The organism is Pseudomonas sp. M2(2023) (assembly GCF_030263955.1).
GTDB classification, from domain to species: Bacteria; Pseudomonadota; Gammaproteobacteria; order Pseudomonadales; family Pseudomonadaceae; genus Aquipseudomonas; species Aquipseudomonas asiatica.
The window spans coordinates 3,663,650-3,679,440 of the sequence record NZ_CP127114.1; the positions used below are offsets into that span (position 1 = coordinate 3,663,650).

General features: G+C 60.5%; 15 protein-coding genes. 9 read left to right on the plus strand and 6 right to left on the minus strand.

Going from position 1 to position 15,791, the window contains the following annotated elements; translation table 11 throughout:
* The first annotated feature begins 223 nt into the window (after nucleotides 1-223).
* Nucleotides 224-739 carry a DUF4880 domain-containing protein gene (locus QN085_RS16970; RefSeq protein ID WP_013973346.1) on the plus strand — a complete coding sequence of 172 codons (516 nt, stop codon included), beginning with the start codon at nucleotides 224-226 and terminating at the stop codon, nucleotides 737-739.
* Nucleotides 740-792: 53 nt separating this feature from the next.
* Here QN085_RS16970 and QN085_RS16975 read toward each other — a convergent pair whose 3' ends face one another.
* Together QN085_RS16975 and QN085_RS16980 are read right to left on the minus strand one after the other, a co-directional pair.
* Nucleotides 793-1,983: a Bcr/CflA family efflux MFS transporter gene (locus QN085_RS16975; RefSeq protein WP_023662411.1), complete on the minus strand. Its 1,191-nt coding sequence runs from the start codon at nucleotides 1,981-1,983 to the stop codon at nucleotides 793-795.
* 239 nt (nucleotides 1,984-2,222) lie between these two features.
* A complete protein-coding gene (locus QN085_RS16980; protein WP_024087397.1) occupies nucleotides 2,223-3,143 on the minus strand; it encodes a LysR substrate-binding domain-containing protein in 921 nt (306 codons plus the stop codon).
* A gap of 197 nt (nucleotides 3,144-3,340) precedes the next feature.
* On the opposite strand from QN085_RS16980, the gene QN085_RS16985 reads away from it, so the two are divergent.
* From QN085_RS16985 to QN085_RS17000, 4 genes are all read left to right on the plus strand, one after another.
* On the plus strand, nucleotides 3,341-4,090 hold the full coding sequence (locus tag QN085_RS16985; protein ID WP_013973349.1) for an SDR family NAD(P)-dependent oxidoreductase: 750 nt from the start codon (nucleotides 3,341-3,343) through the stop codon (nucleotides 4,088-4,090).
* A gap of 75 nt (nucleotides 4,091-4,165) precedes the next feature.
* A complete protein-coding gene (locus QN085_RS16990) occupies nucleotides 4,166-5,464 on the plus strand; it encodes an MFS transporter (RefSeq protein ID WP_013973350.1) in 1,299 nt (432 codons plus the stop codon).
* Nucleotides 5,465-5,487: 23 nt separating this feature from the next.
* The gene (locus tag QN085_RS16995) at nucleotides 5,488-6,336 is read left to right on the plus strand and encodes a transketolase (protein ID WP_023662410.1); all 849 of its coding nucleotides are present in this window, start codon (nucleotides 5,488-5,490) and stop codon (nucleotides 6,334-6,336) included.
* The gene (locus QN085_RS17000; RefSeq protein ID WP_023662409.1) at nucleotides 6,333-7,331 is read left to right on the plus strand and encodes a transketolase family protein; all 999 of its coding nucleotides are present in this window, start codon (nucleotides 6,333-6,335) and stop codon (nucleotides 7,329-7,331) included. Before QN085_RS16995 ends, QN085_RS17000 begins: the two co-directional genes overlap by 4 nt.
* Before the next feature lie 165 nt (nucleotides 7,332-7,496).
* Here the strand turns inward: QN085_RS17000 and QN085_RS17005 are convergent, their stop codons facing one another.
* From QN085_RS17005 to QN085_RS17020, 4 genes are read right to left on the minus strand one after another with little or no spacing between them, the layout of a single operon-like run.
* Complete coding sequence (locus QN085_RS17005; RefSeq protein ID WP_024087399.1) at nucleotides 7,497-8,231, minus strand: amino acid ABC transporter ATP-binding protein; 735 nt, start codon at nucleotides 8,229-8,231, stop codon at nucleotides 7,497-7,499.
* Complete coding sequence (locus QN085_RS17010) at nucleotides 8,218-8,865, minus strand: amino acid ABC transporter permease (RefSeq protein WP_013973354.1); 648 nt, start codon at nucleotides 8,863-8,865, stop codon at nucleotides 8,218-8,220. Before QN085_RS17010 ends, QN085_RS17005 begins: the two co-directional genes overlap by 14 nt.
* Entirely contained in the window at nucleotides 8,866-9,531 is a 666-nt protein-coding gene (locus tag QN085_RS17015; protein WP_023662408.1) for an amino acid ABC transporter permease, read from the minus strand. It abuts the gene before it with no gap.
* Between the two features lie 22 nt (nucleotides 9,532-9,553).
* The gene (locus QN085_RS17020; RefSeq protein ID WP_023662407.1) at nucleotides 9,554-10,339 is read right to left on the minus strand and encodes a transporter substrate-binding domain-containing protein; all 786 of its coding nucleotides are present in this window, start codon (nucleotides 10,337-10,339) and stop codon (nucleotides 9,554-9,556) included.
* 262 nt (nucleotides 10,340-10,601) lie between these two features.
* On the opposite strand from QN085_RS17020, the gene QN085_RS17025 reads away from it, so the two are divergent.
* The 4 genes from QN085_RS17025 (at nucleotide 10,602) to QN085_RS17040 (ending at nucleotide 15,770) form a co-directional block, all read left to right on the plus strand.
* Nucleotides 10,602-11,288 (plus strand): FadR/GntR family transcriptional regulator, encoded by a 687-nt coding sequence (locus QN085_RS17025; protein WP_013973356.1) that lies wholly within the window; start codon nucleotides 10,602-10,604, stop codon nucleotides 11,286-11,288.
* Between the two features lie 167 nt (nucleotides 11,289-11,455).
* Entirely contained in the window at nucleotides 11,456-11,767 is a 312-nt protein-coding gene (locus QN085_RS17030; protein ID WP_013973357.1) for a hypothetical protein, read from the plus strand.
* Between the two features lie 170 nt (nucleotides 11,768-11,937).
* A complete protein-coding gene (locus tag QN085_RS17035) occupies nucleotides 11,938-14,184 on the plus strand; it encodes a putative bifunctional diguanylate cyclase/phosphodiesterase (protein ID WP_013973358.1) in 2,247 nt (748 codons plus the stop codon).
* Nucleotides 14,181-15,770 (plus strand): methyl-accepting chemotaxis protein, encoded by a 1,590-nt coding sequence (locus tag QN085_RS17040; protein ID WP_023662404.1) that lies wholly within the window; start codon nucleotides 14,181-14,183, stop codon nucleotides 15,768-15,770. Before QN085_RS17035 ends, QN085_RS17040 begins: the two co-directional genes overlap by 4 nt.
* The last annotated feature ends 21 nt before the right edge of the window (nucleotides 15,771-15,791 follow it).

Genomic DNA, 15,791 nt, shown 5'->3' on the forward strand with positions numbered 1-15,791 from the left:
ATCACGGTTTTTGACCCAGCTTTTTGCTGGGTCTTTTTTTTGGCTCTTCAGGCTAATGAAGATCGTGATGGCGCGCATGATAGCAAAGGTGTTTCAGGGCGTGAACGTTCATTACAAAACTTTGCGGAATCAGCACTTGAGAATCAATCTCGTTTCAAATACGCTGATCACGCATCACGGAAGATGCCCCCATCCCTCCCCTCCACAGAGCAAGGAGCTGTCCATGACCCGTCTGCTGCTGCCCCTTGAGCACTCAAACCCCGCTGCCGAACATCATGCCGACGACGCCCTGCTGCACGCCCTGAAACACCTGCCACGGCGTGTCCAACAAGTATTCCTGCTCAACCGCCTCGACCAACTGGACTTCTCCAGCATCGCCGCCCGCCTCGACCTGCCATTGGCGAGCATCGAGCGGCACATGGACCAGGCACTGCAGGCTGGTCGTTCGCGCCGGGATGTGCTGGCGAGTGTTGCCGGGCAATGGTATGTGCGCTTGCAGAGCCCACAGGTGACGGCGTGCGAGCGGATCGATTTTCGCCGTTGGCTGGATGCGGACATGGCGAACTTGCAGGCGTTTCATGACACGGAAATGCACTGGCGCAGCCTGTTGGCACCGGCACGGCAACTGGGCCAGGATGGTTGGTACCGGCAAGGTCGGGCGGCACTGTCGTTGGGCGGCTGTTCGGTTGCGGTCGGGCTTGGCGTGGCGGCGTTGGTGCTGTTTGGTTTCTGGGCCTGATCAACACCTTCGCTACACCGTTATCGTTTTCACCGCGGATGGCTCGGTCGTTATCAAGTTCGAGTGCTGGTCAGCGTTTCCGTCAGGCATGCAAGCAGTAGCCATCCGCACAAACTGACACCCAGGAACAGAAGCCCCAGGCTCATCGGCAGCTCGCTTTCGACGCCAGCAACAAGACTGCCGGCTAAACCACCACCTGCGAACAACAATGTCGTATTGAGCGACGCTGCCGCACCGGCTTGCTGCGGGTAACGCGCCAAGGCTTGGGTCGTCGCAGCAGGACGCACCAGCGTTGTCCCCGTCGTGCAGATGATCATCGGCAGCATAAGACTCGCCACCGTCAACCCTGCAAACTGCTCCCAGATCAACAGTGTGATGCCCCCGGCAGCTATGAGCAGGAATCCTGTCTTGATCTGAACCTGCGGGCTTACGCGGTTGTTCAAATAGGTCGCGGCTACTCCGCCAGCGATATACGCAAGCCCATAGGCGATAAATACCACCGAGAATTGATATGGCGTCAGCCCCAGGCTGTCCATCAACGCCAATGGCGCGACAACGATGAAGGAAAAATGGCAGGCAAACGCCAGGCTAGCCAGCAGGGAGTGCGCAAGATAGGTCGTATCACGCAGCATGACCCAATAGCTGCGCATGCCCGAAGTACGGCCTCGCGATGCAGACGTGTCCTGCAGCAATGCATATGACAGGCATGAAACGATCACGGCTATGAAAGCGAATACCGTAAAACTGCCCTTCCAGCCAAAGGATTGTTGGAGAAAAGCGCCTGCGACCGGTGACAACGAAATGAACAGCCCACTTGCGCTGGTCAGCAGGATACGCATGGCATTGCGTTGTCTACCGCTGTACAGATCCTGCACGAGCGCCTGGCCCAGCACGAAACTCCCGCAACCCAGGGCCTGCAGCAAACGGAACGCCATGAACGTCTCATAGCGGGTTGAAAGTACACAACCCACTGCCCCTGCAATGGACACTCCCAACCCAGCGAGCAACAACCGCTTGCGCCCCATGCCATCCGACAATGGCCCGATCACGATTTGCGCCAAGGCGACACCAAACGCAAAGAAACTCACCGAGTAGGCTATCTGCTTTGGCTCGACGTGAAACTCGTCTGCGAGCGCCGGGAATGATGGCAGGATCACATCCAGAGGGAATACGCCCAATAGACACAACAGAATCAGCAAGGCCGAGCGCGGAAAGCTAGTGAACGAACCCAAGGGCTGATTCACGCTACCAACCCCGCCTTCTTGTATTGCCGGAAGTAGTCACTGGAATCTCCATGGAAGCGCCGAGCCCTGATGGTAGCGACACCCTGAAGATGTACAACCCGAACCGGGCAGCGAAACTTCCGATAGAGTTGTAGGGCTTTTCCCTTGTTGCTTATTACCGTTGAGTTCTGGTGCTATCCAGCCTTCTGCTGACTTGATAGCCGACCCCTAGCGCAGTTCATCTGTTGTGCAAACTGCTCTCAGTAATTGAAGTCATGACCGAGCTGGCCCTGCATCCATTCAAGGAACTGTCGAACCCTGGGGGTTTCAGCATGGCCTCGAGGAAATACCAGGTGGTGGGCACTGACGGGCGTCGCCAAGTCTTCCGCAAATACCGGTACCAACTCGCCCCGGGCGATATAGTCCTGCGCCAGCAGGGAACTCTCCAAGGCCACCCCATACCCGTGGCTGGCGGCCTCCAGGCTCATGTAGGAGCGATCGAAGCTCAAGGCGTAGGGGGTTTGAGGCAACGTCACGCCTTGCTGGGCGAACCATTGGGGCCACTGCACCAATGCGGCTTCCGACAGGATCAGGTTCTGCCCCAGCAGATCGCCCGGCTGCTTGATAGGCGTACGCTCGAGAAGCTGTGGCGAGGCCAGCACAGTTGCACGTTCATGCCGGATGGTACGCACTTCCAGGCTGGGCCAGTTGGGGTAGCCATGACGGATATCCAGATCGATCTGATGGCGGCCGAAGTGCAGAGACTCGTAGGAGCACGACAGGTTGATCTGGATCTGCGGATGACTGTTACGAAAATGGTCCAGGCGCGGCAGCAACCAGAGCAGGCCGAAGCTGGGCGCGGAATGAAGCCGCAAGCAATCGAAGCCCACCGAGTTGCCGGCGCGCTCGGTGGCCGTAGCCAGGCTTTGCAATATGCCTGACACCTCGCGCAGGTACTGCTCTCCGGCCGGGGTCAATGCAACACCGCGCGCCTCGCGAATGAACAACGGACGACCGATCAAGGCTTCCAGATTGGCGAGCTGGTGGCTCACCGCAGAGGGTGTGAGGTTCAACTGCTCTGCGGCCCGTGCAACGTTGGCGAAGCGAGCAACTTGCTCGAAGGCCTGAATTGCTTTCAGGGAAGGGATCTGAGGCGATTTTCTGAGGATGTCCAGGCTCATGACCATTTCCTGAAGGATTCGAAGCGATACCAAGGCTTTTACCTTCCTGTAAGCCCAAGGCACAAGTCGAGGGCTGAATTTTTTTCAGCACCGGGTGAAGGAGGCAGCGTTGCTCGGGGTGCTGTCCGGGACGAAGCTGTGCCTATCGGTTCTGCCTGAACCACTGCTCACAACAACAACCATCTGGAGCACCTTCGATGCTGTTAACAGGAAAATTTGCCGTGATCACTGGCGCGGCCTCTGCCCGCGGCATCGGCCGCGCAACAGCCCAGGCGTTTGCCGCTCAGGGCGCCAAAGTCGCGATCCTGGACCTGGACGCCTCCGCCGCGACCGAGGCTGCCGCTTCACTGGGCGAAGGCCACCTCGGCGTGGCTGCCAACGTTGCCGATGAAGCACAAGTGCGTGATGCCATCGCTCAAGTGCTCGCGCAATTCGGTCGGATCGACGTGCTGGTAAACAACGCCGGTATCACTCAACCGGTGAAAACCCTGGAAATCACAGGGGCTGACTATGACCGGATTCTCAACGTGAACCTGCGTGGCACCTTGCTGATGTCCCAGGCGGTGATCCCAACCATGCGGGCGCAACGCGCCGGCAGCATCATCTGCATGTCATCTGTGTCTGCCCAGCGTGGTGGCGGCATCTTCGGTGGCCCTCACTACAGCGCGGCGAAGGCTGGCGTGCTTGGATTGGGCAAGGCGATGGCCCGCGAGCTAGGGCCGGACAATATTCGCGTCAACTCGATCACGCCAGGCCTGATTCACACTGACATCACCGGTGGCCTCATGCAGGATGAGCGCCGTCACGCCATCATCGAAGGCATCCCCTTGGGCCGTCTGGGCGAGGCGCGCGATGTCGCCAATGCAGCTTTGTTCCTGGCCAGTGACCTGTCCAGCTACCTGACGGGCATTACCCTGGATGTCAACGGCGGGATGCTGATCCACTGAGCACCCGGTGCATCGTGACCTGCACCCGAGCCCGGCGCAGGCCACGCGTTCGATAACAACAAGAGATCAGAACGAATGACCACATTAGCGCTCGATGCGGTATCCGCCGCACGCAGCAGTGCCTACCGTAAAACGGCCTGGCGACTGATGCCTTTTCTCATGCTCTGCTACCTGTGCGCCTATCTGGACAGGGTCAATGTCGGCTTTGCGAAGCTGCAGATGATGGACGACCTGGCCCTTTCCGAAGCGGTCTACGGACTGGGCGCTGGCATGTTCTTCATTGGCTACTTTCTCTGCGAGGTGCCCAGCAACATCATTCTGCACAAAGTGGGCGCTCGACGCTGGATCGCTCGCATCATGATCACCTGGGGCATCATCTCGGCGATGTTCGCCCTGGTGGAGACAGCCTGGCAATTCTATACCCTGCGTTTTTTGCTGGGGATCGCCGAAGCAGGCCTGGCACCAGGGCTTCTGCTGTACCTGACCTATTGGTTCCCGTCTTACCGCCGGGCGAAGATGACCGCGCTGTGGTTCATCGCGATTCCGCTGTCGGGCATGATCGGCGGCCCCTTGTCGGGTTGGATCATGGAGCGCTTTGCCGGCGTTCACGGCTGGGCGGGCTGGCAGTGGATGTTCCTGCTCGAAGCCATCCCCACGGTACTGGTGGGCGTCCTGGTGCTGAGCTACCTGAAGGATGGCGTCGATCAGGCTCACTGGTTGAGCGACGAAGAAAAAGCCCTGGTGCGCAAGGAGCTGGCTGAAGACGAACAACACAAGGTAAACCACGGCTCGGTGGCCGACTTCATCCGCGACCGTCGGCTCTGGTTGCTGGCGGGCATCTACTTCTGCGTAGTGATGGGCCAGTACGCAATCACGTTCTGGCTACCCACACTGGTACGCAATGCCGGCGTCAGCGAACCTTTGCACATCGGCCTGCTGACCAGCCTGCCGTACCTGTGTGCCATCGTCGCGATGCTGTGGGCCGGGCGCAGCGGCGACCGTCACCGTGAACGCCGCTGGCATCTGGCGATCCCCATGCTGATCGGCGCTCTGGGCCTGAGCCTCGCCGCAGCACTGGGCAGCAGCCTGACGCTGTCGATCCTCAGCCTGTGCCTCGCTGCGGCTGGAGTGCTATCCGCCTCTTCACTGTTCTGGATGCTGCCCACCACGCTGTTGGGAGGTGTATCGGCGGCGGCAGGCATCGCGGCGGTGAACAGTTTCGCCAACCTCGCCGGCTTCTGCTCGCCCTACCTGATCGGCTGGGTCACTACCACCTTGGGCAGCAATGCCATCGGCATGTATCTCATCACGGCCGTACTCATGTTTGGCGCCTTCCTGGTGTCGCGAGTACCGGCTCATCTGGTCAATCGTTGATTCGATAAAAAGGAGTCACTTCAATGACTGCTGTGCCTACCTACACCGAGGCGCTGCCGCTGGCTGTGCGCGCTCGCAATATCCGCCGCCACGCATTGCGCATGGGGCAAGTCCAGGGCCAGGGCTATGTCGGCCAGGCGCTGGGCGCCGCCGACCTGCTGGCGGTCGCGTATTTCCATGCGCTGCGCCTCGACCCCGGCAACCCCGAATGGGAGCAGCGCGACCGTTTCTACCTGTCCATCGGACACTACGCGATTGCCCTCTATGCCGCACTGATCGAGGCCGGCGTAATCCCAGAGGATGAGCTTGAAACCTACGGTAGCGACGATAGCCGCTTGCCCATGTCTGGTATGGCTGCCTATACCCCCGGCATGGAGATCACCGGTGGCTCGCTCGGCCACGGCTTGGGCATCGCCGTCGGCGCCTGCCTCGGGCTCAAACGCAAGGGGTCGGACAGCTGGGTGTACAACCTGCTGTCCGATGGCGAGCTCAACGAGGGCTCGACCTGGGAGGCCGCCATGTCGGCCAGCCATTGGCGCCTGGACAACCTGATCGCCATCATCGATGTGAACAACCAGCAGGCGGATGGCCATTCCAGCGAGGTACTGGCCTTCGAGCCAATCGTCGACCGCTGGCAAGCCTTTGGCTGGTTCGTTCAACGCGTGGACGGCAATGACCTGGATGCGCTGGTCGGCGCCTTCGACCAGGCCCGTGCCCACGCCGGGGCGCAACCGCGCGTGATCATCTGCGATACCCGCATGGGCAAAGGCGTGCCTTTCCTGGAAAACCGCGACAAGACGCACTTCATTCGCGTCGATGAAAAAGAATGGGACCTCGCCCTGAAAGCGCTGGACGCCGGGAGCCAAGCATGAGCATTGTGAACTCACCCAAGAAACGCCTGACCACCTCGGCCATGATCGCTTCGATTGCCGCCGACGGCCAGCCGACCCGCCCTGCCCCGTTCGGCCATGCCCTGGCAAGCCTTGCCGAGCAACGTCGGGATATAGTTGGCCTAAGTGCCGATCTGTCCAAGTACACCGACCTGCACATCTTCGCCAAAGCCCACCCCGAGCGCTTCTATCAAATGGGCATGGCCGAACAATTGCTGATGAGCGCCGCTGCCGGCATGGCACGGGAAGGCATGACCCCCTTTGCCACCACCTATGCGGTGTTCGCCTCCCGTCGGGCCTACGACTTCATCTGCATGGCGATTGCAGAAGAGAACCTCAACGTCAAGATCGTCTGTGGGCTGCCTGGCCTGACCACCGGTTATGGTCCTAGCCACCAGGCCACGGATGACCTGGCCATCTTCCGGGCGATGCCCAACCTGATGATCGTCGACCCCTGTGATGCGCTGGAGATCGAGCAGGCTGTGCCAGCGATCGCCGCCCATCAGGGGCCGGTCTACATGAGGCTGCTGCGCGGCAACGTACCCTTGGTGCTTGATCGCTACGATTACCAGTTCCAGCTGGGCAAGGCACAGGTGCTGCGCGGTGGCCGGGACGTGCTGTTGATAGCCAGCGGCCTCATGACCATGCGCGCGCTGGAGGCTGCCGAGCAGTTGCAAAAGGACGGAGTGGACGTGTCGGTACTGCACGTGCCTACCATCAAACCGCTCGATGAACAGACCATCCTCGCCGAGGCACGCAAGCCTGGTCGCCTGGTGGTCACTGCGGAAAACCACTCGATCATAGGGGGCCTGGGGGAAGCTGTGGCCGGCGTACTGCTGCGCAACGGGGTCACACCAACCTTCCGCCAGATCGCGCTACCGGATGCGTTTCTCGATGCAGGGGCACTGCCGACTTTGCATGACCGATACGGGATCTCCACTGACGCTGTGTCGAGGCAGATCAAGGCATGGCTTTGACCGTAGCCGTGGGTCAAACCTGAAGCGCGGCGGATGCAAGCGTGATGGATACCTGGCCCATGACAAAGGCACACCGCAGCCCCTGGGATCCAGGCAATGATGAAAAATGCTCCGTAACATTCGATACGGAGCATTTTTTGGGGCGACGAAACCTGCAGACGCCACCTAACCTCCTGCCACGCTACCGATGAAATTCGCCAGCTCAGCTGTTCGGGGCGCCGCAAAAACCTCGCGTGGATTGCCAGTCTCGTGGACCTTGCCTTGATGCATGAAGACCAGCTTGTCACCGACTTCCCGGGCAAAACGCATTTCGTGGGTGACCATGATCAGGGTCATGCCTTCACTGGCCAGTTGGCGCACCACACCGAGCACTTCGTTGACCAACTCGGGGTCGAGCGCCGAGGTGATCTCGTCGCACAGCAACACCTTTGGCGACATGGCAAGCGCCCGGGCAATCGCCACCCGCTGCTGCTGGCCGCCGGAAAGGCGGTCCGGGTAGGCGTCGAACTTGTCGCCCAGTCCAACCCTGGCGAGCATCTGCTCGGCCAACTGGCGGGCCTCGGCCTTGCCGACCTTCTTCACCACCTGGGGCGCAAGCATCACGTTCTGGCCCACTGTCAGATGAGGGAAGAGGTTGAACTGCTGGAACACCATGCCAACCTTCTGCCGCAGCGAGCGCAAGTCGGCGCGGCCGGCATCCAGGTATTCGCCGTCCACCTCGATCACCCCATCGCTGATCGACTCCAGGCCGTTGAGGGTACGCAGGAAGGTACTCTTGCCGGAACCGCTACGGCCGATGATGGCGACCACCTCGCCCTCCTCGATCGCCAGGTCGACACCCTTGAGCACATGATTGTCGCCGTAGTACTTGTGCAATGCGGACGCTCTAAGCAGGGGCATGCAGCCTCCTCTCCAGGTAACGGGCGCTCAGCGAGAGCGGGTAGCAAAGGACGAAGTAACCCACGGCCACCAGACCGTAGATCAGGAACGGTTCGAAAGTGGCGTTGGCCAACATGCCGCCGGTCTTGGTCAGCTCGGTGAAACCGATGATCGAGGTCACCGCCGTGCCCTTGACCACCTGCACCGAGAACCCGACGGTCGGCGCGACGGCAATGCGCAGGGCCTGGGGCAGGATCACGTGGCGCAACTGCTCCAGACGGCTCATGGCCAGGCTGCCGGAGGCCTCCCACTGGCCATGTGGTATGGACTCGACGCAGCCTCGCCAGATCTCGGCGAGAAAGGCACTGGTGAACAACGTCAAGGCGATGGCCGCCGCCATCCAGGCCGAAACATCGATGCCGAACAGGGCGATGCCGAAAAACACCATGAACAGCTGCATCAGCAGCGGCGTCCCCTGGAACAGCTCGATGTAGCTCCTGGCCGCGCCACGCAGCATCCGGCTATCGGAGATTCGCGCCAACAGCAGCAACAGCCCGGCAATACCACCGCAGACGAATGCCACCAGCGACAGCAGCAAGGTCCATTGCAAACCTGCGAGCAGGTTGCGCACGATGTCCCACAAGGTGAAATCCATTCAGCGTCTCCCCGTCAAAGCGCGCCGGCCTATCCATGCCAGCAGTTGGCGCACCAGGATGGCCATGACCAGGTACAGAGCCGTGGTCAGCAGGTAGGTCTCGAAAGCCCGGAAGTTGCGCGACTGGATGAAGTTGGCAGCGAACGACAGTTCTTCTGTGGCGATCTGCGAGCACACCGCCGACCCGAGCATTACGATCACGATCTGGCTCGACAGGGCCGGCCAGACCTTCGCCAGTGCAGGTTGCAGCACCACATGGCGAAAAGCCTCGAAACGACTCATGGCTAATGCCGCCGCAGCCTCCAGTTGCCCTCTGGGAATGGCCTGGATACCCGCCCGAATGATTTCGGTGGAATAGGCCCCAAGGTTGATCACCATGGCCAGTACCGCCGCCTGCCATTCCGTCAACCGAACGCCAAGCGAGGGCAGGCCGAAGAAGATGAAGAACAACTGGACGATGAAGGGCGTGTTGCGGATCAGCTCCACGTAAAGGCCGAACAGCGCATCGAACGGCCGTAGTCGCCAGGCACGCACCACCGCACCCAGCACACCGATGGCCACACCGAACAGGGTGCCGATCAACGTCAGCTCTAGCGTGAACATAGCCCCTTCGAGCAGCAGGCCGCCTTGGGCCAGCACAGGGGAAAAGTCAAATTGATAGGCCATGGGTCGGCGACTCCAGGGCCGTTCAAAGGTCGGCCGGCAATGGCTGCTTCAGCCACTTTTCGGCATTGCGGTCGAGGCTGCCGTCGGCCTTGGCCGCATTCAGAGTGGCGTTGACCTTCTCGAGCAAGGCCGGCTCCTGCTTGGCCAGCCCCACGTACACTGGCGAGTCCTTTAGCTTGACCTTCATGACCGGCACCTTGTTCGGGTTCTTCTCGGCAATGACAGCCATTACCACGCTGCCGCTGGCGATCAGCTCGACCTGGCCCGACAGGTAGGCGGCGATGGTCGAGTTGTTGTCCTCGAAGCGCTTGATGACCGCACCCTGAGGGGCGACCGCGGATAACTCCATGTCCTCGATCGAGCCACGCGTGACACTGATGGTCTTGCCGGCAACGGCACCGATATTGTCGATCGACGTCTCGGCCGGCCCGAATACTGCCAGGTAGAACGGTGCGTAGGGGCGGGAAAAATCGATCACCGCTTCCCGCTCCGGGTTCTTGCCCAGGCTGGAAATCACCAGGTCGACCTTTCCGGTAGTGAGGAACGGAATGCGGTTGGTGCTGTTGACCGGGGTCAGCGCCAGCTTGACGCCGAGCCTGTCAGCCAGTAGCTGCGCGGTGTCGATGTCCAGGCCGCGAGGTTTGAGGTCCGGCCCCACCGAGCCGAAAGGAGGGAAGTCCTGGGGTACGGCTACCTTGAGCACGCCCCGGGCAGTGATGTCGGCCAGCGCATCGGCCTGGGCGTGGGAAACGCTCATGACGCCGCCACAAACCAGGGCGGCCAGAAGCAAGGAACGGATTTTTTTCATGGAAAATGCCTCGGGTGCATGCGAAGAAGTTGCCTAGCCCGAAAAGCACAGGCCGTGCCAGTGTTGCCCGGCAGCCCCGGAATACGCTTTCGCCCCTTGGCATCACGCGGTCTTACTGGTCTGAACAGCTAGCGCCTACCCTCTGCCATCGCCCCCCTTTCGTGCAGCCACCTGCCCCGCTGCGTCAGCATGGGGCGATACTTGCCAGGCAACCGGTAAAGCCTTTAAAAAGCGCAGACCCCTTGCCAGCTGGTCTGAACAGATGCTCGACACACTCCCCCGCGCAGTTCCGGAAATCGCCTTGCAGGCTATCCGCAAACTGATCCAGGAAGGCGACTACCAGCCCGGTGATGCCCTGCCCTCCCAACGTGACCTGGCAGAGCAGTTGGGTGTAAGCCGCGCCTCCCTGCGCGAGGCGCTGTCCTCCTTGAGCGCCTTGGGGCTGGTGAGCGTACAACCGGGCAAAGGGGTATTCGTCCAGGCGCCGCCATCCGCCACCGGCTTCTCCTGGCCCTATGCCGAACAGGTATCCGCCGTCGATACCTTCCAACTGCGCTATGCACTCGAAGGGTTTGCCGCCGGCTTGGCGGCGCTGTACCTGACGGCAGCGGACATCGATGCGCTCGAAGCCAATGTCGAGTCGATGCGCCAGGAGCTGCGCGCCGGCAATTTCGAGGCCGCAGCGCGCCTGGACTTCGCCTTTCACCGCCGCCTGCTGGAAGCGAGTGGCAACCACGCCATGCTGCAGGTGATCACCACCAGCCAGGACATTTTCCTGGAGAGCCAGAAGTTGCCGTTCATTCGCCCTGAACGCGCCATGGAGACCTGGCAGGAACACCGCAAGATCCTGCGCCAGCTTGCCCGTGGCAACCAGGCCGGGGCACAGCGTGCAATGCAGGAGCATATCCGCAACGCGGCATCGCGCACGAACGTGGTGTTCCCATGTTGACTGGTCAGCCAAACACCGGAATACCAGGCCAGCGACCCCGTGCATGACAACACACGGCAACATCACCCTCACAGGGTAAGTGGAAAGGCTTCAGCATTGACCTGAATCAGTCAAACGCCATGGGCGGTGTTGTAAACAGCACACCAAACATATGGGAATGCAGTTTGATGAGCGAGTCCAACCTGGCAACCAGAATTATCTGCAACAATCTTGAACTGGCCGATCAATTGCGCCAGTTGTTGGCGCCTGTAGCACCCGATTGCGAGGTGCTGAGTACGCCTGGCAATTGCAGCGTGGCCCCGCTTTGCCGCTGGCTCGGTGAAACCCAGTTGGGCTCGGCTGGGCAGATACAGGCTGCCTTGCTGGATGCCACCGAGGTTCTCGAACAGACCCGACACGCCTTCAAATCCCGCGAACTGGGGCTGCTGCGGCGACGCCTGGTTGCATTGCTGGATAAATTGTCGGAAGATCCCCAGTGATGTGAATGTGCCATCACCAGGTTCCGCCCTGCGGGAACCGGCTTTGCCGAGCAGGATAATAGGCCTGAAAGACGAAGCGCCGTGACAACAAGTTCTTGAGCAGAACTTGTTGTCACGGCGCTTTTTTTTGTTCAGCAAAAAGGAATCTTCTCCAACACCGGGGGATGTGAATGAAGGTGACAAAAGACCTCGAGGAATTAATCAAGCGTATCCGTCTCGACCATGCGGAGATTGTCGAACGTTTTCGCTTTCTCGACTGGAGCGCCGAAGATGCCAGACGACTAGGCGTAGCAGCTCAGTACATGGCCCCGTCCCAGCAAGCTTTCGTCGACCATCTGTACCGTCACCTGGCGGAATTTTCCACGCCGTCCGCGTTGCTTCGCACGCCGGAAGTCACCGCCCGTTTGAAGCAGAGCCAGGCTGAGTATTACCAGCGCTTGTGGAGCGGCCCCTACGATGAAACCTACGTCAACGGCCGCCTGCGCATCGGTGTGATCCATCAGCAGATCGGCCTGGAGCTGAAGTGGTATCTCGGCAGCTATCGGCTTTACCTCGACGACATGCTTGAAAGCGTGTTCGGCGACAGCCCGGATGCCACGCTGTATTCCAGCCTGTTGAAGGCAGTGTTCTTCGACATGACGCTGGCCATCGATACCTACAGTGCGGCCCAGCACAAGGCGCTGGAAGATAGTGAGGCTCGCTTCGCCCGCGCGCTGCGCGGTGCCAACGACGGGCTGTGGGACTGGCATGTCGATCAGGACCGGCTTTACGTTTCAGAGCGTTGGGCCAGCATGCTTGGCCTCAGCCGCGACAGCATCGGCGAGAGCAGTTCCAGTTGGTTCGGTCGCGTGCACCCGGACGACCTGCCCGATTTTCGCCATGCCATCGATGCCCATCTTCAAGGGCAGACATCATCCGTTCACCACGAGTACCGTATCCGCAAGCACAACGGCGACTACATCTGGGTCCTCGTGCGAGGGGTCGCCGAAATGACCAACCCTGGCGAGCTACGCATGGCTGGCTCGCAGTCTGATATCAGTGCACGCAAGGATGCCGAGCAGCGCCTCCAACATACCGCCCAGCATGACCCGTTGACCGGCCTGGCCAACCGCATCCGGCTTGACGAGCAAATGCAGAAGACCTTCAGGAAGCAGCGCAAGGGCGGTGACTACGAAGCGCTGCTGTTCATCGATCTGGACCGTTTCAAGTTGATCAACGATAGCCTCGGCCACAACGTCGGTGATCGCGTGCTGGTGGAAGTGGCAAGGCGCTTGAAAGAGTCGCTGCGCCCCACTGACCAACTGTTCCGCTTCGGCGGAGACGAATTCATCGTTTTGCTTCACGACCTCACCTGCGACCGCGACGCCGAGCAGATATCCCAACGCATCCTCGACAACCTGCACCAACCGCTGCACATGGACGGTCGAACCCTGGTGGTCAGCGCCAGCATCGGCATCGCTCCGTTGCACGACAATGGCAAAGCCCTGGATGTGCTGCAGGCTGCCGACCTTGCCCTCTACCGAGCCAAGTCTGCCGGCAAGGCGCGGTACGCCCACTACGACGAAACATTGCAAGATACCGCGCAGCAGCATCTGGAACTGGAATCCGCGCTAGGCCAGGCACTGCAACAGAATGAATTCGAACTGTACTACCAACCGATCTATCACCTGGACCAAGGGACACCTCTGGTGACCGGGGTCGAGGCGCTGTTGCGGTGGCGCCATGGCGAACGTCTGATCTCGCCACTGGAGTTCATCCCTGCGCTGGAGGAATCGGGAGAGATCATCCGCGTCGGCGAATGGGTACTGCGCCAGGCCTGTCAGCAGGCCCGGGCCTGGCAACTGGCCGGGCATGAGCGCCTGCGCTGCTCGGTGAACATTTCCAGCACGCAATTGCAACAAGCCGACTTCACCCTCCGGCTGATCGATATCCTGCAAGAAAGCGGCCTGCCTCCCGCCAGCCTGATCCTGGAGATCACCGAAAGCCAACTGATGCATGACGACATGGACACGCTGGCCTGTCTGCATGAGCTGACCAGCCTTGGTGTTCTGCTGGCGCTGGACGATTTTGGCACGGGTTACTCCTCGCTCGGCTACCTCACGCGCTTTCCGCTGCACATCCTCAAGCTCGACAAGAGCTTCATCACCGGCGTGCCTTACGAGAACAAACAGAGCGCGATCAGCCAGGCAATCATCGTTCTCGGCCATAGCCTCGGCCTGGAAGTGGTGGCCGAAGGCATCGAGAGTTCGGCGCAACTCGAATTCGTGGTCGGTGAAGGCTGCCACTACGCCCAAGGCTACTGGTTCAGCCGGCCACAACCCGCCGCTCAGATACAACACCTGCTCAGCACAGAAGACCGTTTCGAAGGAAGCGCAGTTACGCGGCGCGTACCTGTCAGTTCAGGAGAAAAACAATGAAAACCAATCTTCCGGTCAGTGGTCGTGCCGTCGAATTCAGCGCAAACGCGAACATTCTTTCAACAACCAACCCAAAGGGCGCCATCACTTACGTCAATCCCGACTTCATCAACATCAGCGGATTCAGTGAAGCCGAATTGCTCGGCGTCAATCACAACATCGTGCGCCACCCGGACATGCCGCCAGAAGCTTTTGCGCATATGTGGCAGACACTCAAGGATGGGCGCTCGTGGATGGGGCTGGTAAAAAATCGCTGCAAGAATGGTGACCACTACTGGGTCAGCGCCTACGTCACGCCGATGCAGCGCAATGGCGAAACAGTGGAATACCAATCGGTTCGCACGCTACCGGCCAAAGCGCTGGTGGAAGCTGCTGAACATCTCTATGCACAGTTGCGTAGTGGTAAAAAGACCAACTGCCTGCGTATGTCACGGCTGTCCGTCGGCATGCGTCTGGCACTTGCCAGCACTGGCGTGAACCTGCTGTGCTTTGCTGCCTTGGGCTTGTTGGGTGCGTTGTCCTGGAGCCATGCCGCTTTCTCCATGACGCTATCGAGCTTGCTGCTTGGCGGCGTGTTGCGCTTCAGCCTGCGCCCCCTCGACGCCCTTGCCCGAAAAGCCAGGAATATCGCCGACAATCCGCTGAGCCAGATTCTCTACAGCGGCCGCCGCGACCAGTTTGGCCAGATCGATTTCACCCTGCAAATGCTCGAAGCCGAGACCCGGGCAATAGTCGGACGCATTGCCGATTCGTCCCGCCAGTTGAGCAAGGAAGCCGAAGAGCTTCTGTCTGCAGTGGACAACAACAATTGCGCGACCCTCCGCCAGCAGGGGGAAACTGCCCAGGTTGCCAGCGCAATAACCCAGATGGCGACCAGTGTGCAGGAAGTGGCGCGCAACGCTCAGCTCACCGCCAGCGCCGCGAACCTGGCCAACCAGGAATCCGACCGCGGCCACCAACTGGTTGAGCAGACCCGCCAGCACATTGATAGCCTCGCCAGCGAGGTGCAACAGACCAGCTTGGTGATTCATCAACTGGAACAGCATGGCAATGAAATTGACCGCGTACTCGAGGTGATTCAAAGCATCGCCGAACAGACCAACCTGCTTGCCCTCAACGCCGCCATCGAGGCTGCCCGCGCTGGAGAGGCGGGCCGGGGTTTCGCGGTGGTCGCCGACGAGGTGCGCGGGTTGGCTTCGCGGACTCAGCAATCCACTGCTCACATCCAGGGCACCATCGACACCCTGCGTCGTTCCACGGGGGATGCCGTGCTTGCGATGCAGCGCAGTCACAGCAAGGCCGGTGTCAGTGTCGAACAGGCACTGCTGGCTGCCCGGGCGCTGGACGGGATCACCCAGCGCGTAGATGAAATAAGCGGCATGAGCGTGCAGATCGCTGCCGCCGTAGAGGAGCAGAGCGCGGTGGGTGACAGCATCCAGTGCAACCTGGCCGATATCAGTCAAACCACCCAGAAAAGCGTGCTCGCCAGCAACCAGAGTCGAACCACTGCCGCCCATGTCGCCAAGCTGGCCGAGCGCCTTCAACTGCTGTCGGCGCAACTTTGGGGGCGCCAGCGCAATGGGTGACCGGTTCGCACCGTACTCCCA